The sequence below is a fragment of the Chryseobacterium mucoviscidosis genome, assembly GCF_002177115.1.
Classification (GTDB): Bacteria; Bacteroidota; Bacteroidia; order Flavobacteriales; family Weeksellaceae; genus Chryseobacterium; species Chryseobacterium mucoviscidosis.
The window spans coordinates 170,768-192,317 of record NZ_MVAG01000105.1 but is presented as its reverse complement, the minus strand read 5'-3'; the positions used below and the strand labels follow the sequence as shown (position 1 = coordinate 192,317).

23 protein-coding genes are annotated in these 21,550 nt (G+C 35.3%); 8 read left to right on the top strand and 15 right to left on the bottom strand.

Annotated features, from left to right (window positions below):
* Positions 1-586 precede the first annotated feature (586 nt).
* The 13 genes from B0E34_RS07860 to B0E34_RS07800 all read right to left on the bottom strand — a co-directional run bounded on the left by B0E34_RS07860 (position 587) and on the right by B0E34_RS07800 (position 14,942).
* A complete protein-coding gene (locus B0E34_RS07860; RefSeq protein WP_087708423.1) occupies positions 587-1,273 on the bottom strand; it encodes a hypothetical protein in 687 nt (228 codons plus the stop codon).
* A gap of 10 nt (positions 1,274-1,283) precedes the next feature.
* Complete coding sequence (gene rfbD / locus B0E34_RS07855; RefSeq protein WP_087708481.1) at positions 1,284-2,144, bottom strand: dTDP-4-dehydrorhamnose reductase; 861 nt, start codon at positions 2,142-2,144, stop codon at positions 1,284-1,286.
* Positions 2,144-2,629 carry an acyl-CoA thioesterase gene (locus B0E34_RS07850; protein WP_087708421.1) on the bottom strand — a complete coding sequence of 162 codons (486 nt, stop codon included), beginning with the start codon at positions 2,627-2,629 and terminating at the stop codon, positions 2,144-2,146. The genes rfbD and B0E34_RS07850 overlap by 1 nt, the downstream gene beginning before the upstream one ends.
* A gap of 72 nt (positions 2,630-2,701) precedes the next feature.
* The gene (locus B0E34_RS07845; RefSeq protein ID WP_087708419.1) at positions 2,702-3,205 is read right to left on the bottom strand and encodes an OmpH/Skp family outer membrane protein; all 504 of its coding nucleotides are present in this window, start codon (positions 3,203-3,205) and stop codon (positions 2,702-2,704) included.
* Positions 3,206-3,267: 62 nt separating this feature from the next.
* Positions 3,268-3,813 (bottom strand): OmpH/Skp family outer membrane protein, encoded by a 546-nt coding sequence (locus B0E34_RS07840; protein WP_087708479.1) that lies wholly within the window; start codon positions 3,811-3,813, stop codon positions 3,268-3,270.
* 8 nt (positions 3,814-3,821) lie between these two features.
* The gene (gene bamA, locus B0E34_RS07835; RefSeq protein ID WP_087708418.1) at positions 3,822-6,359 is read right to left on the bottom strand and encodes an outer membrane protein assembly factor BamA; all 2,538 of its coding nucleotides are present in this window, start codon (positions 6,357-6,359) and stop codon (positions 3,822-3,824) included.
* Between the two features lie 28 nt (positions 6,360-6,387).
* Complete coding sequence (uppS, locus tag B0E34_RS07830) at positions 6,388-7,137, bottom strand: undecaprenyl pyrophosphate synthase (protein ID WP_087708416.1); 750 nt, start codon at positions 7,135-7,137, stop codon at positions 6,388-6,390.
* A gap of 1 nt (position 7,138) precedes the next feature.
* Complete coding sequence (gene porG / locus B0E34_RS07825) at positions 7,139-8,032, bottom strand: type IX secretion system protein PorG (RefSeq protein ID WP_087708414.1); 894 nt, start codon at positions 8,030-8,032, stop codon at positions 7,139-7,141.
* 213 nt (positions 8,033-8,245) lie between these two features.
* Positions 8,246-10,741 (bottom strand): exopolysaccharide transport family protein, encoded by a 2,496-nt coding sequence (locus tag B0E34_RS07820; protein ID WP_087708412.1) that lies wholly within the window; start codon positions 10,739-10,741, stop codon positions 8,246-8,248.
* A gap of 4 nt (positions 10,742-10,745) precedes the next feature.
* Positions 10,746-11,615, bottom strand: coding sequence for a polysaccharide biosynthesis/export family protein (locus B0E34_RS07815; RefSeq protein ID WP_087708477.1), 870 nt, complete (start codon positions 11,613-11,615; stop codon positions 10,746-10,748).
* 33 nt (positions 11,616-11,648) lie between these two features.
* Positions 11,649-12,776 (bottom strand): glycosyltransferase family 4 protein, encoded by a 1,128-nt coding sequence (locus B0E34_RS07810; protein ID WP_087708475.1) that lies wholly within the window; start codon positions 12,774-12,776, stop codon positions 11,649-11,651.
* A 90-nt stretch (positions 12,777-12,866) separates the two neighbouring features.
* Positions 12,867-13,868, bottom strand: a complete 1,002-nt coding sequence (locus tag B0E34_RS07805; RefSeq protein ID WP_087708410.1) for a glycosyltransferase family 2 protein — start codon at positions 13,866-13,868, stop codon at positions 12,867-12,869.
* A 3-nt stretch (positions 13,869-13,871) separates the two neighbouring features.
* The gene (locus tag B0E34_RS07800) at positions 13,872-14,942 is read right to left on the bottom strand and encodes a formimidoylglutamase (protein ID WP_087708408.1); all 1,071 of its coding nucleotides are present in this window, start codon (positions 14,940-14,942) and stop codon (positions 13,872-13,874) included.
* Positions 14,943-15,109: 167 nt separating this feature from the next.
* On the opposite strand from B0E34_RS07800, the gene B0E34_RS07795 reads away from it, so the two are divergent.
* The 4 genes from B0E34_RS07795 to B0E34_RS07780 are packed head-to-tail and all read left to right on the top strand — an operon-like array spanning position 15,110 to position 17,240.
* Positions 15,110-15,493, top strand: coding sequence for a hypothetical protein (locus tag B0E34_RS07795; protein WP_087708406.1), 384 nt, complete (start codon positions 15,110-15,112; stop codon positions 15,491-15,493).
* Between the two features lie 23 nt (positions 15,494-15,516).
* A complete protein-coding gene (locus B0E34_RS07790; RefSeq protein ID WP_087708404.1) occupies positions 15,517-16,248 on the top strand; it encodes a hypothetical protein in 732 nt (243 codons plus the stop codon).
* A gap of 27 nt (positions 16,249-16,275) precedes the next feature.
* Complete coding sequence (locus B0E34_RS07785) at positions 16,276-16,728, top strand: hypothetical protein (protein ID WP_087708402.1); 453 nt, start codon at positions 16,276-16,278, stop codon at positions 16,726-16,728.
* Positions 16,729-16,757: 29 nt separating this feature from the next.
* The gene (locus tag B0E34_RS07780; RefSeq protein WP_087708400.1) at positions 16,758-17,240 is read left to right on the top strand and encodes a hypothetical protein; all 483 of its coding nucleotides are present in this window, start codon (positions 16,758-16,760) and stop codon (positions 17,238-17,240) included.
* A 61-nt stretch (positions 17,241-17,301) separates the two neighbouring features.
* Here the strand turns inward: B0E34_RS07780 and B0E34_RS07775 are convergent, their stop codons facing one another.
* Positions 17,302-18,042: a DUF6261 family protein gene (locus B0E34_RS07775; RefSeq protein ID WP_087708398.1), complete on the bottom strand. Its 741-nt coding sequence runs from the start codon at positions 18,040-18,042 to the stop codon at positions 17,302-17,304.
* 220 nt (positions 18,043-18,262) lie between these two features.
* Complete coding sequence (locus tag B0E34_RS07770) at positions 18,263-18,640, bottom strand: helix-turn-helix domain-containing protein (RefSeq protein ID WP_087708396.1); 378 nt, start codon at positions 18,638-18,640, stop codon at positions 18,263-18,265.
* A 183-nt stretch (positions 18,641-18,823) separates the two neighbouring features.
* Between B0E34_RS07770 and B0E34_RS07765 the strand changes: the two genes are divergently transcribed.
* The 4 genes from B0E34_RS07765 to B0E34_RS07750 are packed head-to-tail and all read left to right on the top strand — an operon-like array spanning position 18,824 to position 21,539.
* Entirely contained in the window at positions 18,824-19,075 is a 252-nt protein-coding gene (locus B0E34_RS07765; RefSeq protein ID WP_087708395.1) for a hypothetical protein, read from the top strand.
* A gap of 6 nt (positions 19,076-19,081) precedes the next feature.
* Positions 19,082-20,410, top strand: coding sequence for a hypothetical protein (locus tag B0E34_RS07760; protein ID WP_087708393.1), 1,329 nt, complete (start codon positions 19,082-19,084; stop codon positions 20,408-20,410).
* Positions 20,411-20,424: 14 nt separating this feature from the next.
* Positions 20,425-20,991, top strand: coding sequence for a hypothetical protein (locus B0E34_RS07755; RefSeq protein ID WP_087708391.1), 567 nt, complete (start codon positions 20,425-20,427; stop codon positions 20,989-20,991).
* Positions 20,991-21,539 carry a DUF6705 family protein gene (locus B0E34_RS07750; RefSeq protein WP_087708389.1) on the top strand — a complete coding sequence of 183 codons (549 nt, stop codon included), beginning with the start codon at positions 20,991-20,993 and terminating at the stop codon, positions 21,537-21,539. Before B0E34_RS07755 ends, B0E34_RS07750 begins: the two co-directional genes overlap by 1 nt.
* Positions 21,540-21,550: the final 11 nt, after the last annotated feature.

Sequence of the window (21,550 nt, the reverse complement as noted above, 5' to 3'; positions counted from 1 at the left end):
AATCATTCACTCCTGCGCTTCCCCGTTTAGGGACTGCAAAGATACTGATCTTTTTTATTCCCGCAAGTTTTATTTTAAGTTTTTTTTATTTTAAAATAATGAAGGAAAATATCAGAATCTCTTAAAAAAGACGCATCGCCTCTTTTCAGGAATCGTAAATTATATGCTTCTCTAAAAGCTCTTCTGCGCTTACTGATCAACTCTCGTTTTCAGTGGGGCAAAGATAGAGACTTTAACCTTCCTCTTCCAAATATATTTAACATAATATTTACACTGGAATGCTTATTGTGGGTAACTTTAGATTATAAAACACTGGTTTATTTGAGTTTATATGGGTATTCACAGTTTTCCACATTAATCGATTTGATAGTTTTAATTCTGAAAAACAGTTTACCGGACAGTGAAATCATGGAAGACAGACGGAAATATTGAGTTCTGAAGAAAAATTCTGTTGGATTGAATGGGAAATGGATGGTTTGAGGGTGGAAGTGTTGGAGAGAAAGGAGTTTGTGGGCTGAGAAAAAAGATGAAGAAGAAAAGTTTTTTGAGGAGGCAAGAAAATTATTTATAAATGAAAAAGCAGAGTTTAATTACTCTGCTTTTCTTTATTATATATGGTGCTTAAAAATTCTCCGTAGGATTTTTCGAGACCTATAATATCGCCGCTTTTTAGATTAAGTCCGCCTACTCCACTTTCGTCTGATTTTATTTTTGTAGCCGAAATCTGGAAATACTGATTAGAACTATTGTCTTTAGGCTGGATTTTGATGGTTGAGCCTAATAGCTTCTTTGTGGAAATTGTATATACTTCACCCGGAATCGTTTTCAGTTTTAAGTATGATCTTGGTGAAAGCATATAATCGGTTTTATTGATCGCAATTTTCTGATCTTTTTCTGAAGAAGCGAAAATATACATATACCCTGTCTGATCTTTGAATTGATCTTTTGGAAGAAAATAAAGATTTAATCTGTAATTGGAAGGATTGAAATTCTGGGGAGTTCCATCGATGTTTTCAAAAGGTTTCCATGAAAATGCATTGGCCCCGATTTCTTTTGCCTTTTTATAGACTAATGAAAAAACTTCATCGTCGTATTTCCAGAATCCCTGAACTTCGACTTCGCCCAAATATTCGGCATCTTTTATTTCTTCATTAATTTTGTACAGGAATTTATCGGTATTCTCTTTCGTTTTTTGAACTTTCGTAAGGTACACATTCTGTGCGCTGCAAAGCTGGGTAAGAAAAGCGAAAGCAACTATGATGAGATTTTTCATTCTATATATATTATTGTGTAAGAATGGTAACGCATTCTTCGAGACTATTTTCCCAGTATTTGGGTTCTATTTTATACGTTTCTTCAATTTTATCCAGACACATTGTACTTCTTTTGGGTCTTTTTGCCGGCGTAGGATATTGCTCGGTGGTTAGTGCATTTAATTTAACTGAAGATTTAGAAAATTCAGCTATTTTTTTTGCAAATTCAAACCAGGTTGTTTCGGGATAGTTTGAAAAGTGGAAAACTCCGTATTTTTTTTCTTTAGCTTCAATGATCTCCATGATGGCTTCAGCCAGATCGTTCGCATTGGTAGGCTGCCCGAACTGATCTGCCACAATTCCCAACTCGTCTTTCTGAGAAAAAAGATTGAGCATTGTTTTCACAAAATTTTTATTGAACTCGGAATACAGCCATGAAGTTCTTAAAATAATGGTTTTAGGATTAATTTCCAGTGCAAGCTCTTCTCCTTTTAATTTAGATTCTCCGTATACTCCGATCGGACTTGTGAAATCGTCTTCGGAATAACTTAAATTGGTTTCTCCATCAAAGACATAATCTGTGGAAACGTGGATAAACGTTGTTTTAGCATCTTTACACGCCTGTGCAAGGGAAGCCACTCCTTCTGCATTTACCGCAAAAGCCTTTTCTTTTTCAGTTTCGGCAAGATCTACCGCTGTATAAGCTGAAGCGTTGATGCAGTAATCCGGTTTATTTTCCGTAAAAAAAGTATTGATCTGATCTTCGTTGGTGATGTCTAAAGTCTGTGAATCTGTAAAAATGAATTCATAATCCAGCTCAAAATCCGGAGCAATTTTTCTGATGCAGTTTCCTAACTGCCCGTTTCCTCCTACTACTAAAATTTTTTTCATCATGAGTTTCTCGCGTTTTGTGATCTTAAATATTTAACTCTCGACTGGAAATCTTTTTGTTCCAAATCTACATAAAACTTATTGAATGTTTCTTTAATTTCTTCGGGATGTACTTCGGATTTTCTTGTTTTAACATTAAAGTAGATTACCGTAACCCACAATACGGCATGAATTGTTTTCTCGTCTAAACTTTTCATCAGGATTTCCACTTTTGCCGTTCTGTCTGCCACTTCAATGGTTTTGCTGCTGATAACAACCGAGGTATTATACCGCACTTCCTTTAAATACGCTATTTCATTCTGAATTGCAATCCACGTGCATCCCGTCATTTTGGTGTATTCTTCATACGTGAAACCATAAAATGTTTCTACGTGATCTTCTCTGGCATTGAACATATAGTCCAGATATTTCACGTTGTTTAAATGACCAATGGGATCGCAGTCGCTGAATCTGACCTTTACCGTGGTTGATACTTCTTTTTCCATTCCGCAAAAATAAAAAAACCACCTCGAAGTGAGATGGTTCATGTTTATAAATATTTATTAATTTCTAAAAAATTACTGAATATTCAATTCTTTTTTCACTGCAGCTGTTGCATCTGGTCCTCCTTTGAATACGAATGCAGAAGAATTTGCATCCATTATATAGTCATAACCGTTAGCTTTTGCTACTTTAGACACGGCCTCGTTCAGTTTTTTCTCGATTGGTTCGTAAGCAAGATCCTGCTTAGCCACGAAATCTTTCTGAGCTTTATCGTTCATCTGCTGGATTTCTTCCTGCATTTTTGCCAATTCTGCTTCTCTTGCTTTGTTTTCTTCAGCTGTTTTCTTTGGAGCTTCTTCAGAATACTGCTTTAATTTAGCCTGTCCTGCATCTGCTTTTTTCTTGATTTCTGCTTGTTTAGTATCTAAGAAAGTTTTAAGATCCGCATCTGCTTTTTTCTTTTCAGGCATTGCGTTAAGAATTCCTATAACATCTAAAGTTGCAATTTTTTGAGCTTTTGCCATACCTACCGATACAACCATCATTACCGCTGCAAATAATACACTTAATTTTTTCATAACTGGTAAATAAATAATTTAATTTTGTTTTTAGATTTGTAAATGTAATAAAAGTTAAACTTTTATTTTTTTGTTTTGCCTTTTTCTTTGGGTTCAGCATCTTTTAATAAGATTGCTAAAACTTTATCCGAATAGTCGGATCTTTTCTGAAGAAAAATAACATTATTGCTTGTTTTATCTAAAACTATCGCCAAACCGTTCTTTTCAGACATTGTTTTGATAGCTTCCCAGATCTGATCCTGAAAAGGCTGAACCAGATTTGTTCTCAGTTTCTTTATTTCTCCGGTGGCACCAAAACGTAAACTCGTTGTTGTTTTGATGTTTTTTTCCAGATCCATTACTTCTTTTTCTCTCAATTTAAGCTGATCTCCGATTAAAAGAACTTTTTCACTTTCAAAAGCAGATCTTTTTCTTTCGTATTCAGACTGAAGGTTCTGAAGTTCGGACTGCCATGTATCAATCTGTGCATTCAGTCTTGCTTCGGCTTCTTTATATTGAGGCATTTTATTCAGGATGTATTCGGTATCTACAACGCCTACTTTCTGTGCATTGCTTAAACCGAAAAGCAGGAATAAAACAAATGATAAAACAATTCTAAAATTTTTCATAGGGTGGATTATAATGATTGGTTCATCAAGAAGTGTGTCTTCCATCCAGAAGGCTCAGTTCCTGAAACTGTTTTGTCGAATCCGTAAGCGAAATCAAATCCAATTAAACCAAATGCTCCCATATATACTCTTACACCGACACCTACTGATCTTTTCAACTGGAATGGATTATAATTTCCCCAAGAATTCCAAACGTTACCTCCTTCCGCAAACGTTAATGCATAAATTTTTGCAGTCTGGTTCAATGAAATCGGGTATCTTAATTCTAACGTAAATCTGTTATAAATAGTACCTCCTCCTGTTGGAGTAATATCTTCAGAAGTTCCTCCGTACGTAGAAGCATTTTCATAACCTCTTAACGGGATCAATTCTCTACCATCATATCTACCTCCGAATAAACCAGTACCTCCTACATAGAATCTTTCAAACGGCGGTGCTCCCAATTTAGAGTTATATCCGTCCATGAAGCCCATTTCCGCAGAAGATCTCAATACCAATTTACCAATAATCTCGTTATAAACATCTGCTTTGAACTTCACTTTATAGAATTCCATCCACTTGTATTTCTCTGTAGGACTTAAAGTAGAGTAATCTTTATTGTTGAATGCTGAATATGGCAGCGTAAATTTCACCGATAAGTCTATATTAGAACCAACTGTCGGGAAAATTGGGTCGATACCTGCTGAGTTTCTGCTTAATCCTAAGTTGATACTTAAGTTGTTGGCAGAACCATAATATTCTGTAGCATCTCCAAACTGGAACGGATAGTTCTTAAAGTCGTACTTCTGGTACTGAAGACCTGTATACAATGAGAAATAATCATCCGGCCATCTCAAATATCTGTTCAAACCAACTGAAGCTGAGAAAATATTCAGTTTCTGTGCATTTCCGTAAACATCAGAATATTTTACTCTTGAGTTATTTAAACTTACAGAAAGTGCAGTTGGTCTTGTTCCGAACAACCAAGGCTCTGTAAATGAAATTCCATAATTCTGAAAATATTGTCCAGCCTGTGCCTGAAGCGATAACGTTTGTCCGTCACCTTGAGGAACCGGCTTAAAGTCTTTGAATTTAAGGAAATTCTTTAAAGAGAAGTTATTGAATGTTAATCCTAAAGTTCCGATGAAGCTGTTACCTCCGTAACCTGCCTGTAACTGAACCTGAGAAGAACCTTTCTCCACTAATTTCCAGTTGATGTCTACCGTATTATCCTGCTGATTCGGCTGAATATCCTGCCCAACCTGTTGAGGATCAAAGAACTGCATTCCGGCTAAATCGAAATATGTTCTTTTGATATCACTTTTAGCGAACAGATTTCCCGGTTTTGTTCTTAAAGCTCTAAGAATAACGTGGTCATGAGTGGTTGTATTCCCTTCCCAAGTTACTTTATTCCAAGTTGCTTTTTCACCTTCGTTGATACGGATTTCAAGATTGATTTTATCTCCGTCTACAGATTTTTCAACCGGTGTAACGTTTGAGAAAAGGTAACCGTTGTTCATGTAGCTGGATTTGATATCCGAATCGTCTTCTTTACCTCCGTCTTCTCCTACTTTTTTATTAAAGCCTACCGCATCGTAGATATCTCCTTTTTTATATCCTAAAAGTCTTTGTAAATAGTCTGTAGAATACACCGTATTTCCGGTGAATGTAATATCTCCGATGTAATACTGTTTTCCTTCCTTAAGTTTTACGTTGATCTCGTAATTGTTTCTTTTGTTTCTCCAAACAGAATCCGAAACAATAGCAGCATCTCTATATCCTAAAGAGTTATAATAGCTGATTAGGTTTTGCTTGTCTTCCTGATATTTATCTTCAATGAATTTTGAAGATTTCAGGATTCCGCCAATACCGAATCTTTTTTGTTTTGTTTCTTTAAAGGCTTTTTTTCTAAGTTTTCTGTCTGATACATACTGATTTCCTTCGAATTCGATATGATCGATCTTAATTCTTTTGCCTTTATCTACATTGATCGTCCAGTCTACTAAATTTGGATCTCCTGCATTTACTTTTTCCTGAATGGAAATTTTAGCATCTGCATATCCTTTTTTAATGAAATCTTTAGGAACGTTTGTTTTAAGACTTGAAACTAAGTTCTGCGTAATTTTTGTTCCCGGCTTCAGATTATTGTCTTTAGCCATTTTTTCATTTTTGGATTTTCCGATTCCTTTACCCGTAAATTTAACCTCTCCAAGATCCTTCAGATCCTGCAGATAAAATTTCAGAATAACAGTTTCGCCTTCAATACTTTGCACATACACTTCTACTTCAGAAAAAGATTGAGTGTCCCAAAGTTTTTTTACCGCATTGCTGATTTTCTGCCCCGGAATATCTACTGATTCTCCTTTTACCAGACCTGTAAATCTCAGGATCTGAGCCGGCGTATATTTTTTAACCCCATCTACAACGATGTCTTTTAAGGTGTACGTCCCTGCTTGGTTTTCTGCTTGTACAGATTTGCTCACCTGTGTGCTGTCCTGTGGAGTTACCTGTCCATAAAAATGTGCAGAAGCAACAAACATAATGATGGGTAATAGTCTAAACTTCATTTTATCGTAGTCTTTCTTTTCTTAAATTTTACTGAATTTTTATCTGTTCTCCGGTTTTACCGAATCTTCTTTCTTTGTTTTGATAATCTACAATACACTGAAAGAAAATATCTTTTGAAAAATCCGGCCACAGAACGTTTAAAAACTGCAGTTCTGCATAGGCGATCTGCCAAAGGAGAAAATTACTGATTCTGATCTCACCGCTGGTTCTTATTAAAAGATCTACGGGTGGAAAATCTTTTGTGTAGAGGTGACTTTCGAATAATTTTTCATCGATGTCTTCAATGTCTACCTTTCCTTTCTTTACATCTTCGCTGATGCTTTTAACGGCATTTAGTATTTCATGCTGCGAACCATAGCTGATTGCCAGTACCAAATTGCCTTTTGTGTTTTCTTTTGTAAGTTCCACCACGCGTAAAAGCTGATCTTTTACAAGTGAGGGAAGTTTTTCGAGATTTCCAATAACGTGCATTCTTAACCCTTTGCTGAAAATTTCTTCCGCTTCAAGCAATAAGGTTTCTACAAGTAAATTCATTAAAGTATTTACTTCCTCTGCCGGACGGTTCCAGTTTTCCGAAGAAAAGGTATAAAGAGTTAAATACGGAATATGTATCTCATTACACGCATTTATGGCATTTCTTACCGCATCAATGGCATTCTTGTGACCAAAGGTTCTTTCTTCGCCACGAGATTTTGCCCATCTTCCGTTACCATCCATGATGATAGCCACATGCTGTGGTAAATTCTCAGGATCTATTTTATCTTTTATCAACGACATATTAATCACAATAACATGGAGGTCTTCCAAACGAATAAGTAAGCCCAAGACTCACGGTATTTATCCAGTCTTTAGACTTAAAGTCTCCAACGTTCCTTTCTCCTATAATTGCAGCTTCTCTTTCTTTAGACACTACATAATAAGCATCTGTCTGCAAAAGAGATCCGCCTGTAACGGGGCTCAGAATATCTCCGTTATATGTAGCCACTACATCCTTGCTTTGAATTTTGCTGTAATCCAACTGATCCGTAAGCGTATATCTGAATGTAGCTTCTGCAAAAATTGCCCAGTTATAATTAAATTTATATTTTAAACCTACTCCAAAAGGAATATGCATTGTGGTTTTGGTTCCTGTAGAATACACCGGAGTTGTTGTAAAATCCAGCTCATTAATTGGAGCCTGCGCCACACCATCTGCATCTCTTCTGAAATCATTAACTAACGTAGCTTTGGGCGCATCGAACATTAAAGCTCCTACCCCACCGAAAATATATGGGCTTACCATACTTTTCTGCTCGTTGTTTACCGGGAAGAAATTATATTCAAAGACTAAGCTTGCCTCGTAAACATTATTTTTCCCGAATGAGTTTCTGTTTTTTCTATATTCTTCTTTCGCCACCTTATCGTTGAACTGGATCTGATTATATCCAAGATCCAATCTTACAGTCTGGTGAGGATTAAAATTAAATCTGTATAAAATTCCACCATAAAAAGGAACACCCCAATCTGACGCTTTACTTAAATCCAATGGCTTTTGTAAAATATAATTCGTTCTCCCTATATCCCCAACTAGGTTACTCATACCTAGACGAACTCCAAGTTCGTTTCTTTGTGCTTTAACACTTACCACAGTTCCTAGAGCGGCAAGGAAGCTAAACAATAATTTTCTATTCATAAAAGAATATGGATTTATGGTTATTTTAAAATTTAATTTTTGCAAATATAAAACTTTTTTATATTAATGATAATCTTAATGTTTAGTTAAAAATAAACAAAAAAACATAATTTGTTATAAAGTAAACGACAAACTAGCAAATTTATTCTTTTTTTAATAGAATGAAAATTATCATGATATAATAAACCCCCATTAAATGAGGGCTTAAATGTATTATTTTTTATTGAATAATGACTGTACTTTATTTCTAATTCTTATCAGCATTGGTTCTTTGTAATTTTTGTCTTCATCAAAATAGCCATAACCATATCCATAACCGTATCCATAGCCGTATCCGTAACCATATCCCTGCTTCGTATTATAGTCGTTATACACAAGACCTAAGTGCCCTATCTCTCCGCCATGATATTTTTCTGTAATCATTTTCAGCATATATTTCTCCGTATATTCATGACGAACTACATAAATATTGGCGTCTGAGTGCTTCATCAGTTCATAAGAATCTGCAACAAGACCTACCGGAGGAGAATCGATGATGATAAAATCATATATCTCTTTAAGGTCTTCAATGAACTTGATATTTTTATCACTCATTAATAACTCGGACGGATTCGGAGGAATAGGTCCCGAAGTTGCCACATCAAGGTTCGGAATTCTTGTTTTGTTGATAATCTGGCTCATTTCTACTTCTCCTGTAAGATAGTTTGAAATTCCGAATTTATTATCAATCTTAAAGTCTCCGAAAATCTTAGGCTTTCTTAAATCCATTCCTAAAAGGATGGTTTTCTTATCACTTAACCCCAGAACAGAAGCTAAATTAATAGAGACATAGGTTTTTCCTTCGCCTCCAACTGAGGACGTTACCAAAATAACCTTACTTCCTCCATTTTCTCCGGATAAGAATCTTACATTCGCTCTAACTCCTCTGAAAGCTTCTGAAACAGAAGATTTTGGCTGATCCAGAACGGTAAGCATATTTTCATGATTATTGTTTCCGATAACCCCAAGAAGCGGAATTTTAGTTGCATTAAGCAATTCTTTAATGTTTCTGATTTTGCTGTCCAGTATCTCACCCAGCAGAATAAACAGTAACGGCAAAGCAAGAAGTCCTCCGATAATTGCCGCTTTTGTTGCCTTTATATTAGGACCTATCGGCGGCTGTCCTACATTTTTAGCAGGGTCGATTACGCTGATATCCGATTGATTTGCTGCCATTCTTAGCTGAGTATCATTCTGTCTCGTCAGTAAACTGTTATAAGTAGCTTCAATCATGTTATATCCTCTCTCTGCATCCAAATATTTTCTCTGCTTTTCAGGATATGTTGCCAGTTCGGAGTTTGCATCTCCTACTTTCTGGTTAATTTTATTAATTTCTGTGTAATAAGCTGTATAATAATTCCTTAAAGCACCATTTGAGCTGACTTTTGCTTCATTGATCAACCTGTTGATTTCTCTCATGGGTTCAGAATTGGGCTTGTAGATTAAAGCCATCTCTCTTCTTTTAAGATATAAGGCTTTAAGCTCTGCAACAGAAGCACTGAAAAGTCCGTCCTGAAAACCAGCCGCATTGGTACTGATCATTTTTTCAAAATTCTGGCTTTCCAAGCTGTTTTTAATCTGATTCAGAGAGCTTATTTTACTTTCAATATCAGCTTTCTTTGCTTCAAGATCTTTTATTTCTGTTAAAGACTTTTCATCCCTGTCTTTTATGTCGTACAGCTTTTCTGTTGTTTTCATGTAATTCAGAACATTAGCACTCGAATCTAATTTTTTTCTGATATTATCCAGATTTTCCTTTAAATAAACATTGGTATTCTGATCTACCAAAACTTTATCTGCCTGTCTTTTTTTCTGAAGCTGTTTTACAGACATATTAAGGAAGTTCACTGTACTGTTAAGATTATAACCGGTCTTGCTGATTATCATAATCGTATTAATCTCCTTATCAAATTCCACACTAATAGTAGAAACAATATCATTAACGGTCTGGTTAACAGTATTTAAATTAACAATAATATTGGTTAATTTAATTTTCGGTTTTACAGGATTTTTTAACAGCCTGAATCTCAGATTAGGTGAGGTATACCAATCTCCTACACGAATAATTTTATTGGCAGGTCTTTCAAACGGATTAATGGTTGTATAACTTTCAGATTCAAAGCTATACAGGTTGGGCGATTGCCCTTCTTCCGGCAATACCACTTCATAGGAGTCTCTTCCTTTTGGAACCAGAGTGATTGGATAATTTACCTGTTGACCGTGCTTTCTGTCGATCTGTAAAAAAACAGGAGAGTCGTCTTTATCCAGATAGGTTGATTTGATGACTCCTTTTGTAGAATAATTTACAAAAAGATCAAGTTCTTTAATCAGAAATTCATTGTGGGTTCTGGATAAAAGCATTTTTTTAAGGTAAACTCCGTCCTGATTTCCTCCCTGTCCCCAGATGAAGTTAATAGACTGGCTTGGTGTAAAGTAGCTTGAAGTATTATTGGAAATACTTAAAGATAAGTTGGAGGCATAAATATTCTGGGCATAATATTTACTGTACATCCATGAAATTCCGTAGCCAATAAAAAACATTAATACAAACCAGTACCAGTTTCTCAGCACTCTGCGTAAAAAGTGTTCAATATCAAATAAAGCGAAACTTCCGTGTTTATCTTTCTGCGAATCTGCTTTTTCTACCTTTGTTTCTTTTCCTGGAATCATAATATTAAAGGTTTTTTAGAAGTAGATAGATCGACAATGCAGTGGTAATCACTGAAACTCCTGTTGTTAAGGTCTGGATAGGATCTTTGCCCAATCCGTTCAGACTTTTCGCTCTTGTATTCAGATAGATTTCATCTCCGTTTTGTACGTAATAGTAAGGAGAATTCATAACATCTTCACGAGTAAGATCGATGATCGCTTTTTTAATTCCTTCCGGTAATTTTCTGTGAATTACGATATTTTTACGATCAACCGTTCTGTTTAATCCACCACTGATTGCTAAAGCCTCCGTAATGGTAAGTGTATTTTTATGAACTACTTTTTCGCCGGTAACTCCCGTTGTTTCTACATCTCCTAAAACATAGAACGTAATTCCGTTGGTATTTAAACGTACTTCAGATTTACCTTCCTGAAAGTTTTCATTAACCTTATCCTGAATTTCACTGCTGATTTCTGCAATGGTTCTTCCTTCTGCTTTTATAAATCCTATACCGAAAACGTTAATATCTCCGTTGGCATCTACTTTAAGACCATTAAAATAGAAAACCACATTTCCTCCGGTATTTCCTCCACCGGAAGACATCATTCCTCCTCCCGTAGCAATCGTATTTGTAGAAGGCGCTGTGGCAGATCCGGAAGTATTCATGGAAGAATAAAACTGTGCAGCATCTCCTTTAGGAGTTGTCACAATATTAAGGTTCAAAATATCGTTCTTCGTAATTCTGTAAACCGGAATGTTATAAGGGATCAAACCTTCTTCGTTAATAACAAGGCTTTCACTGGGCTGCATATATCGTACATCTTTTGTAGTGATACAAGAGGTGGTGATTAAAAGCGGCAGGGCTAAAAGTAATAAATGCTTACAATTCTTCATCATATTTTTCAAGTTGTTTGCAAAAGTAAAGATTTAATTGATAGTCTTTTTATTATTCTTCAAAAGATAAATAAAATCTGGAATATAAGCTCCTAAAAAACCCAGGAAAAGTATAATCAGTAATAGAAGATTTACATTTATATGTCTGAAATAATAAGCTACTGTTACAATAAAAAGGTAATACACAACGATATAAAAACTTGATCTTCTGTGTGTAAGATTAAGCTTCAGCAATTTATGATGGATATGGTTTTTATCTGCATCAAATGGCGATTTTTTATTAATTAATCTTACAATGATAACATTCAGGGTGTCCACAATGGGCAGAATTAATATCGCTACCGCTACTACCGGAGCAGACTGAAGATGATATCTCGGAACTCCGGGAAGTTTTTTGTCGATGAAAATATCAATAAAACAAATAGAAGTAAAGGCAAGAAGAAATCCTAAAAGCATGGAGCCTGTATCGCCCATAAATATTTTATTGGTTCGGTAATTTGATAAGTTATAATATAAAAATGCCAGAACTGCACCGATGATTATGGCAGATAAAACAACCAGAGGATAATTATATTCTCCCAATCTGTAATAACTGATTCCGAAAAGGGCACTGCATATTACAGAATATCCTCCAGCAAGACCATCTATTCCGTCGATGAGATTAAATGCGTTGATGAGGATGATGAAAGTAACAATACTAAACAGAACACTTATAAAATAACTCATCTCGTAGATCCCGAAAATCCCGAAAAGACTTCTGATCCTTATGTCTGATCCGATTACTATAAACGCCGAAACCACAATCTGTGCGACCAGCTTTTTATAAGCCCTCATCACCACAATATCATCCATCACCCCAATATAAAGAAGGATTACAAGCGAGGCAAACAGGAATTTATACAGATCAAAGAGTTCGTACGCAAAAATAGACGAACAGATTCCGATGGAGTAGAAAATGGCAATTCCTCCAAGATTAGGAATTTTCCGGAGATGGGAACTTCTTATTCCGGGTTCGTCCATTAAATTTTTCCTTCGGGAAATCTTGATAATCGTAGGAACGGAGAAATAGGTAATTAAAAAAGAGAACAAAAAACCAAAGCCTACTTTTACATAAAAAATAGGAATCCCCGACTGGTTTAAGAACAATTCAAAATTCTTCATTTTTCTTCTATTCAAGTACTTAGAAGGTTCAGCGACTTAAAAACCTTCTGTCGGCTCATGAGCAACGCAACACAGTACTTACATTTGTGTTTACACTAATTTTCTTATCAGCTTTTTCTGTCCTGCAAAAAACAGCAGATAAAATATCTTTTTTTTCAGTGGCAAAGATAGCAGATAATTCTTATCAAAACGATTATAATTCAATATATCTTTCAATTTCAGCCTTCTATCTTTTATAAATATCTCTAATTTTTCCGACATGTTATAAAAAACCTTCTCATCTTTTACAAAAGCAAGATAAGCCAGAAAAGAATAGACCCCTTCAAAAATCTGAAAATTTTTAAGTTCCTCTTTCCTGTCACGGTATTTCGATAAGGCGTAAACTTTTTCCACATCCATTATGGCTTTCAGAATATCAAGCCCTTTTTCTGTGTGGGTTTTGGTAATAGAATCGGTACGTTCCAGATACTGATAATGGAAATTCTGGGTCTGTGAAATCGTGTCACACTCCAGCAAAAGCTGCGGAATAAGCTGAATATCTTCGAAATGAACTCCTTTTTTAAATCTCTTTTCCCGAAAAAGTTCTTTTTTAAACAATTTATTGCACGCAAAATAGCTGAGATCGGAAAAAACAGAAAGGTTTTTCTCGAGATCAATTTTTTCGGGCATATTGGGAATCTGGGTGAGCTTTTGCGTAATATTTCCGTTTTGATCAACCTTTTGAATATTGCAGATCACCATTTTCGACTGGTGTTTTTCCGCAAGATGTACCATTTCTTCAAACATGGAAGGCGCAACATAATCATCACTGTCTACAAATCCAAGATAATCTCCCGTTGCATGATCGATGCCAAAATTCCGGGCATCACTCAATCCGCCGTTTTCTTTGGTAAATGGTTTTATTTTTTCGGGATATTTCTGAGCATACTCCTGAATAATCTTTTCCGAATCGTCTTTGCTACCGTCGTTGATGACCAGAATTTCGATATTCTGATGGGTTTGACTCACTAATGAATCCAGACATTTTGCGAGATAATTTTCAACGTTGTAGACGGGAACAATAACAGAAATTTTTGAGGGAACAATTTTCATACATTATATTTTCGTCAGTCGTGCATTCAGCCAGCCTTTTTTGGCATCATCAAAATCTTTTCGGGAGCAGGGAACGCAGTTTTCTATATTTTCATCCTCCCCGAAATACCAAAGATTACTAAAGGTATCGCGTTTGAAGGCATATTGTCGGTCGTCTACCAAAACATAAAACACTTCATAATGTCTTTCTTTCGGGTGTGACCGCTGAATATTGATTCCTTCGATGAGATACCAGATCATTTGCGCTAAAAGCTGATGATTCAGTTGGCTTTCGGAGTAAATATTATAATTAAAAATCCCGACAGATTTTAAATTTTCACTTAGGCCGATTTCCTTCATATACGCGCAGACTTCTCTTCGGTTCAGTCCGTTTACCTGCGGATTTATGGAAAAAGGTTCACCGAAACTTTCGATGGCATCACAGTTTACCGTCACGAGATCCGCTTTTCTGAAGAAGGGTTCTGTTTTTTCGGTGGAATTCATCATTTCGGCAAGTCGGATAATATCAAACTCAACTTCTTTGATTAATCTTACCGAATCTGCTTCATTGAGATGTTTTTGGTAGCCTAGATGATGGTAATTTTTAATGGAAAAAGTTTTCGCTCCGAAAATCTTACTTAAAAAGGTGTGTTCATTAATCATTTCGCCCTGTTTGAGCGAAATAATATTGCTGATCTGTGTATAATTGATGCTTTTGGTATGGAAGTTAAGTGCCGAAAAAAGCGAAAAAGCAAAATCATTGGAACCGCCCACAATTACCGGAATGGCTCTTTTGTAATGACAAGCCGACAATACTTCCTGCAGAATATAGTGAGAATCCTGAACCGATTTTCCTGAAACAAGGTCTCCAAGATCCACAATCGGAATTTCAAAATCCAGTTGCGACAGTTTGTAAAACTCGTTCCTGATTCCTGAAAAATCCTGAACTTCCGCATCACCGTTCGCACCTCTGTAATCTGAAACGAAAAGGAGTACGATGCTGTCTTCCTTTATTTCCTTCGTGATTCCCGCTCCGATCTGCCAGTTTTCTGTCCTGAAATTTCTTGGGGATATGATAAAATCTTCAAAATTCATTTGTAGTCTGCATTGTTTTCACAAACTTACAAAAATATTAGAACTCTTATTTATCTCATTTTAAATGCTAAACCACATAAAAAAAACAAAATGGTCTATTCTTTCAAACTGATAAAAATTTTAATCTTAAATTTCAGATTCTAAATTAACCGTTAAAACCAAAATACATGAGCAGTACGAAAAGGGACGAATTGAAAAAACTTTTAGCACCCATCAATAAAGAATTAAGAACACACGGCGGAAATGAGAATAAAATTAAACTCACCGGATTAAAAGAAAAGCACATTGATTTTCTGTTAGAATTAATTAATGTTCATTTAGAAAAATACAAGGATTTTGCAAGAGCTGACCTTGAAGATTTTCACGCAGAGGATATCAAAGGTCTGGTAAATTATAAAATGCCTGTAAACATTCATGAAATTGATCTTCCGGAGAGTTTCAGTGATCCTGTATCCTGGAAAATAGCGATTGGAAGGCTTAGATTTGGTTCTACACAGGTAATCTTAGAGATAAACAACTGGGAAATTACCGACAGTACACTGGTTGGCTGATTGATCCTAAAAATTTGTTCCGCATGAGTGAAATGTATAAAGATAAGCTTGAAATATTACAGCAACGCATCCCTATCGGAGACAGACAGGGATTAGCTTTGTTAGAAAAAACCGAAGGAAATGCAGATGAAGCTGAAAAGTATTTTACAGAAGGACGCACCTCTATCATTGTGAATAAGACCGGAATACCATCTGAAATTGCTCTTCATCATCTTCAGGGAAATAATTTTGATATTAAGCAGACCATTAAAATAATTGAAAATAAATATTTTACCGCAACGGAGCTTATTCTAAAAAAAGATCATGATAAAGAGGAAGTTTTGGATAAAGTCTTTTCAGCAATTGTAAAAAAATATGACTGGAAAAGAACTTTCCTGAATGATCATGATGAAATCAAAGACATTCCTCATGAATTGTACAGCTTTGTGACTGTAATGGAATGGCTCTATTTTGAAAACTGGGAAGATTATGAGAGCGCTTTATTTTATCATCTCGACATGGTAACCGAACAAATGAGAAACAAACTGAACCTGCCTGAACTTGCAGATGCTCTTGAAAAAGCCAGATCCATTGCCCATTATTTTTACGAAAAATACGAAACGTCTAAAGATCATAATAATTACACAAAAGCCACCAATGAGCTGCGCAACAATAAAGAATTTATTGCAACAGAAGAGAAATTTATCCTCCTGAAACCGCTCCTTGAAGAACGCCTTTATGAATTTGTAAAAAATAATATAGAGAAGTTTCCTTAGAGGATTCTAACAACAAACAGCATTAAAATGACAGAACTAATCTCGGCAATTGATGAAATTATCAAATACGGAATGGAATCCAATGTTAGAAATGAAAATAAAGAAAAATCGTTGGAACGCAATCTGGTAAAGATATATCTTCATTATTTTGAAATTGCAGATCCGTTTGACAGTAATGATTATCCAAAATTTGACAAATCCAAACTTCCGGATATAAGAAAAAATATAATAAGCAATTTTAGCAACTTTGGTTTTTACAAGACAGTGTATAATATCACAGCTATTAATGACAGAGAAGATCTTGCTATTGATGATGCCGTAGATGATTTAAACGATATTATTCTTGATCTTACTGAAACTAAATGGAGAATTGAAAACAACAGTCTTTCGGATGGTCTTTGGTTTTTCAAATTCATTTTTGAAAGTCATACACAGCAACACATTCTCAATCTGCTAAATTACATGAAGCAGAATTCGTAACATAAAAAATTAAACTAAAAATTTAAAGCATGGGATTTCAGTCGATAGTTCATGGCAGGATTGTCATTGAAAATAAGCATGAAGAAGCACGAGAAATTATAATAAACTTAGGAAACGAAGACTGGATGTTCAGGACTGAAATGTTTGGTTTGGGAATTTCCGAGCATTCATATTATGAAGATCCTGTTATAACATTTGGAGCGACTTATAAACAAATTGAGTATCATTGGAAAGAATTTATAATAACCTTTGAAAGCATCTTAAAACAACTGCATTTTGATACTGCAAAAATTCAGTTGGAAACGGAGATTCTTGGCACTTATAACTTCTTTTGGAAATCAAAAAGAAACAGTACGATTAAAGAAAATTTTGATGAAAAAGATAAAATAATTGAGACTGAATTATGGTTTTTCGGATTCGGGAACCGGGATCGATGGGGACTTCTGGAAAGTGAACTTTTGCCCTCCGAAATCTTTAAAATAGATCATTTTAAATATCCGGTAGAAGACTAAAAGTAATTTTTAATTTTGAAAAAAGCACAGACCCAAATCTGTGCTTTTCTATTTTAAATATTTATTTTTCAGGGGATGGAGACGGCTTTCCTTTTCTTTTTGCAAGAACGTCGGAGAAATATTTTCTCGGATTATTAACAACCGCCAGAACATCCTTGTAGAAAGGATCAGCTTTTAAGTTTGCCATTACATAGATATAGTCTGTCATCTGTCTGTAATCATCTGTTAAGGTTTTTCGCAGTGCTTTTACATCATACACCTGCTTTTGTGATGTCTGATAAGAGCGGTGAGAAAACAGATCATTAAAAGCGGTGTTGGAATCTGCGAGATGATTTACAAATTTTACAATCCCCAATGTGGCTACATGGGAGCTATACTCGGGAGACTGAAGTTTTGCAACCAGCAGATTCAGCTTATTGGTTTCTTCTTCATAAGCGGCATCTTCTACTCCTTTGTACTGATCCAGCAAAAGCTTCAGGGAAGTATAAGCATCTTTTTCGGCTTCTGTTTTTGCGTTTCTGTAAGGCTTTAAAGAATCTTTAAGAGCCTGCACATCTTTGTCTCTTACTTTATCTGCACCGGCAATTTTCTCGGTTTCTTCACTGGCGCGTATCTGGTCCAGTGCGCTGTTGTAGGCAGGGAGCTGATTCTGGATTTTATCAAACAGCGTTTTAAAGTCTCCGTCTGTATTGGCGTCTAAAGACGTCTGGGCAAAATCTTCAAAGAAACGAACGATGAACTGCCCAAATTCTGCATGGTGTAACGACGGGATGTGTACCGAAGTAAGTTTTAATTTTTCCATTGTGTATTTTTTTTTGAATTAATTTTTCTTTATCTGCTGTATAATTTGTGTCTTTATTTTTGGGTTTATACTTTCTCTGCCCGAGACGAAGCCAAACCGTTTGGGTTTACACTTTCTCGGAGCGAGACGGAGTGCCTCTCTTTTCAGGCTGAATTTTCTCATCCCGAGAAACTAAGAACCTGTTTGGATTTTAGTATTCTCTGCCCGAGAATGCTTCTCCCTATTTTTCTTTTAACAGTTTTTCTATCAATTTATTTTGCGAATCGATGAGGTTGGCTATCTGTTCCTGATTTTTCAGGATCGCTTCCAGCATTTCAGGAGACTGAATATTGAATGTAGGATTATACTGATTTACATTTGCTACTGACTGATCATTAAATTCATTATCGGTAATAATTGTAGATGCATCATTAAGGAGATCATTAATATTAACTTCCAGTTCCTGAGCAATTTTATTCAGCAGTAAAGAGTTGGGAATATTTTTGTCAGACTCAATATTCGAGATCGTGGTCTGCGTGGTATCAAGGCGCATGGCAAGGTCTTCCTGCGACCAGTTTTTCGCTTCCCTGTACTGTCTTACTTTGGTTCCTATACTCATATCTAAAAGAATTTTTATCAAAAATATAAAAATTCTTATGATGTCCGCTCAAAATAAATAATAGTTTTGTCTCTGTTCATATATAGATCGAAATTTTTATTAATACATCTTGTGCAACCAAAACAAAAAAATGCATCTATATAGAAAAAGAATTATATTTAACTCACTAAAAACAAAATGACTATGAAGAGAAAAATTATTCTCCGGCTGTCTTTTCTGATAGCTCTTCTCGTAATCTTGTGGTCTTGCAGAAATGAAGATTTCGTACAGGCAGAGAAAAATCCACAAAGAAACAACAGAGATTTTTTTAAGCATTCCAAAAGCGGAGGTATCAATGCGAAATCGGGAATAGATTATGTGGCAATTCTGGAAGCCTATAACCGCGAAAAAAACTTCCTTTCTACCATGCCTGATCAGCAGGGAATGCCGATCTGAAATAAGATGCAGGTAGTAGATACCGATAACGCAACAGGACTCATGATACCGCTTTCACACGATAATGAGACGATGAGTTCTGTACTTTTTGCAACTTTAGACCAAGAAAATAGCGTAACAGGAGTAATAGATTATGATAACAAGCTTCTGGAAGATATTGTGTACAATGAGAATGTAGACCACGAACTCCGCGAAAGATTATTTTATACATTTATGTATATGGATAATAAAACATTTGGTACAGAGCAGTTTACAGGAATTCCTAAAGATTTGTTTTCAGGAAAAAAATATGATACCAACTACGGGCGGATCTGGTTAAAAGATCTTGCAGCAGGACATCAGGCGCAAGGAAGTACCTCTAAGATGCTTTTTATAGAAAGCTGTGGAAGCTACTGGTCTTGTAAAAACCATGAAAGCTGGAAAAATTGTGATCACTGTGCAGCGTGCTATTCCACATCATGCAGCACCATTATGATCTATATTCCGGACGAAGGTTTTCCGGGCACTACAGGATCGCCTGGCGGCGGCGGTGGCGGTGGCGGAGGAGGAACTCCCGGGCCACAACCGCCAAAAGACCCATGCTCTTTGAACACAGTATTTTACAGACTGGCTCCCGGATGTGGAGGAGGAAATACGGATATTCCTGATCTTGATGATCCCTGCGAAAAAACAAAAAATTTACTGAATAATCCGGAGGTTCAGACTAAATTAGACAGTCTTAAAAAGAAATCATTAACAAAAGGAGAAATAGGCTTTAAAGTTAAAAAAGATGGTACCGTTACAGGCATTATAAGTGGAGGAAAACACGAGGTAGATTTGGGGGTTAAAGCAGGATATCAGGGAGGATATCATAATCATACCCCTGCAGGTATACCTATGCATTCACCTCCGGATATCGATAATAATTTGTTGGCATTTGCAAGAGCGCAGCCTGCCGGAGAACATAAAAATGCTTATTTTGGTATGATCGTGAAAAAAACTTGTTCAGGCTGTCCTTCGGGTTTTAAAACGTACCATTATATTATAAGATTCGATGGTACCTACGATGATGCTTTGACTAGTTTTTCAGATGCGGATTTAAAAATGAGAGGAAAAGATTATGAAAAGTTATATACAGATCTTACAGATCCATTTGGTTCATATGGAAGTACATATATGGATAGTCTTACAGGAGATTTAACAAATGAAGGATTGGAAGTTCTTTTCTTTGATACAATAAATAAAATGGGGTTAACTAATAAAGTAATTTTGCAAAGGATAGAAGATAATGGTACTGTTAATAATATAAATTTAAATCCTGATGGATTGCATATAACTCCAATTCCTTGTCCATAAATAAATAAAAAAATATGAAAACATTTAATAAAAATTATATTGCAATATGTATTTTGTCTTTTATTGTATCATGTAAGTCACAAATATTACCACTAAATACAATTCTTAGAAACATTCCTGAAGGTTCCTATGTAAAAGATTTAAATCATGAATTAGATCCATATATAGGAATTTATAAATCTAATTTTGAAGGAAATGAGATAACACTATATATTACAAAACAAGAAAATAAATTAGAAAAAAGCACTGGAAAAACATATTATTTAGATGCTTTATCAGTAAAGTATATAGTCAAGAATAGTTCAGGTGTAATTTTGCAGGATACCCAGAATTATAATGTACCAAATATTGAATTATATAGTATTGCAACACGACCGTACGAAAATAAAATTATTTTCTACTACAGTGGAACTAATTGTGGTATAGGTTGGGGTAGAATTGTATTAAAAAAAGTTAACAATAATCAAATGCTGTGGGATTATCAACCAAATAGTGGAGCTTTAGGTAATGATTGTCCTGCTAATGCTGATAAAACAGTTTATTTGCCTGAAACAGATAATCTAATTTTCACAAAACAATAATGAAAAGTGTTTTACTTTTAATAATTTTTGCTGTGGTTTCTTGTAAATCACAACAAATATTGCCAATAAATACAGCATTAGATAATATTCCTAACAATGCACAGGTAAAAGATTTAAATAACGAATTAAATCCCTATATAGGAACCTATAAAGCGAACTTCGAGGGTAATGAAATTACATTATTTATAACAAAGGAAGAAAATAAATTGGAGAAACGAGTTAGTAAACAATTTTATCGTGATGCTTTAGTTGTAAAATATATTGTAAAAAATGTCAGTGGGTTAATTTTACAGAGTAATCAAAATAGCTCTTCCAATCAACTATATAGTATTGGTACAAGACCTACTGAAAATTCTGTCGTATTATATTATTACGGAACTAATTGCGGAGTTGGTTGGGGTAAAGTGACTATAAAAAAGCTTAGCACGACTCAAATATCCTGGGATTACAGTCCTAACAGTACCTCTTTGAGAGATGATTGTCCTTCTACTGCTGATAAAACAGTTTATTTGCCTGAAACGGATAATCTAATTTTCACAAAACAGTAATAAAAGCCTCT

What these genes read in the sequence shown, in the direction of transcription:
- B0E34_RS07770 (WP_087708396.1), bottom strand. Translation starts at nt 18,640, where the DNA reads ATGAGTATAGGAACCAAAGTAAGACAGTACAGGGAAGCGAAAAACTGG.
- B0E34_RS07795 (WP_087708406.1), top strand. Translation starts at nt 15,110, where the DNA reads ATGAGCAGTACGAAAAGGGACGAATTGAAAAAACTTTTAGCACCCATC.
- B0E34_RS07750 (WP_087708389.1), top strand. Translation starts at nt 20,991, where the DNA reads ATGAAAAGTGTTTTACTTTTAATAATTTTTGCTGTGGTTTCTTGTAAA.
- B0E34_RS07765 (WP_087708395.1), top strand. Translation starts at nt 18,824, where the DNA reads ATGAAGAGAAAAATTATTCTCCGGCTGTCTTTTCTGATAGCTCTTCTC.
- B0E34_RS07780 (WP_087708400.1), top strand. Translation starts at nt 16,758, where the DNA reads ATGGGATTTCAGTCGATAGTTCATGGCAGGATTGTCATTGAAAATAAG.
- B0E34_RS07860 (WP_087708423.1), bottom strand. Translation starts at nt 1,273, where the DNA reads ATGAAAAATCTCATCATAGTTGCTTTCGCTTTTCTTACCCAGCTTTGC.
- B0E34_RS07820 (WP_087708412.1), bottom strand. Translation starts at nt 10,741, where the DNA reads ATGATTCCAGGAAAAGAAACAAAGGTAGAAAAAGCAGATTCGCAGAAA.
- B0E34_RS07775 (WP_087708398.1), bottom strand. Translation starts at nt 18,042, where the DNA reads ATGGAAAAATTAAAACTTACTTCGGTACACATCCCGTCGTTACACCAT.
- B0E34_RS07815 (WP_087708477.1), bottom strand. Translation starts at nt 11,615, where the DNA reads ATGAAGAATTGTAAGCATTTATTACTTTTAGCCCTGCCGCTTTTAATC.
- B0E34_RS07850 (WP_087708421.1), bottom strand. Translation starts at nt 2,629, where the DNA reads ATGGAAAAAGAAGTATCAACCACGGTAAAGGTCAGATTCAGCGACTGC.
- B0E34_RS07755 (WP_087708391.1), top strand. Translation starts at nt 20,425, where the DNA reads ATGAAAACATTTAATAAAAATTATATTGCAATATGTATTTTGTCTTTT.
- B0E34_RS07800 (WP_087708408.1), bottom strand. Translation starts at nt 14,942, where the DNA reads ATGAATTTTGAAGATTTTATCATATCCCCAAGAAATTTCAGGACAGAA.
- B0E34_RS07790 (WP_087708404.1), top strand. Translation starts at nt 15,517, where the DNA reads ATGAGTGAAATGTATAAAGATAAGCTTGAAATATTACAGCAACGCATC.
- rfbD (WP_087708481.1), bottom strand. Translation starts at nt 2,144, where the DNA reads ATGAAAAAAATTTTAGTAGTAGGAGGAAACGGGCAGTTAGGAAACTGC.
- porG (WP_087708414.1), bottom strand. Translation starts at nt 8,032, where the DNA reads ATGAATAGAAAATTATTGTTTAGCTTCCTTGCCGCTCTAGGAACTGTG.
- B0E34_RS07760 (WP_087708393.1), top strand. Translation starts at nt 19,082, where the DNA reads ATGCAGGTAGTAGATACCGATAACGCAACAGGACTCATGATACCGCTT.
- B0E34_RS07840 (WP_087708479.1), bottom strand. Translation starts at nt 3,813, where the DNA reads ATGAAAAATTTTAGAATTGTTTTATCATTTGTTTTATTCCTGCTTTTC.
- B0E34_RS07805 (WP_087708410.1), bottom strand. Translation starts at nt 13,868, where the DNA reads ATGAAAATTGTTCCCTCAAAAATTTCTGTTATTGTTCCCGTCTACAAC.
- uppS (WP_087708416.1), bottom strand. Translation starts at nt 7,137, where the DNA reads ATGTCGTTGATAAAAGATAAAATAGATCCTGAGAATTTACCACAGCAT.
- B0E34_RS07810 (WP_087708475.1), bottom strand. Translation starts at nt 12,776, where the DNA reads ATGAAGAATTTTGAATTGTTCTTAAACCAGTCGGGGATTCCTATTTTT.
- B0E34_RS07845 (WP_087708419.1), bottom strand. Translation starts at nt 3,205, where the DNA reads ATGAAAAAATTAAGTGTATTATTTGCAGCGGTAATGATGGTTGTATCG.
- B0E34_RS07785 (WP_087708402.1), top strand. Translation starts at nt 16,276, where the DNA reads ATGACAGAACTAATCTCGGCAATTGATGAAATTATCAAATACGGAATG.
- bamA (WP_087708418.1), bottom strand. Translation starts at nt 6,359, where the DNA reads ATGAAGTTTAGACTATTACCCATCATTATGTTTGTTGCTTCTGCACAT.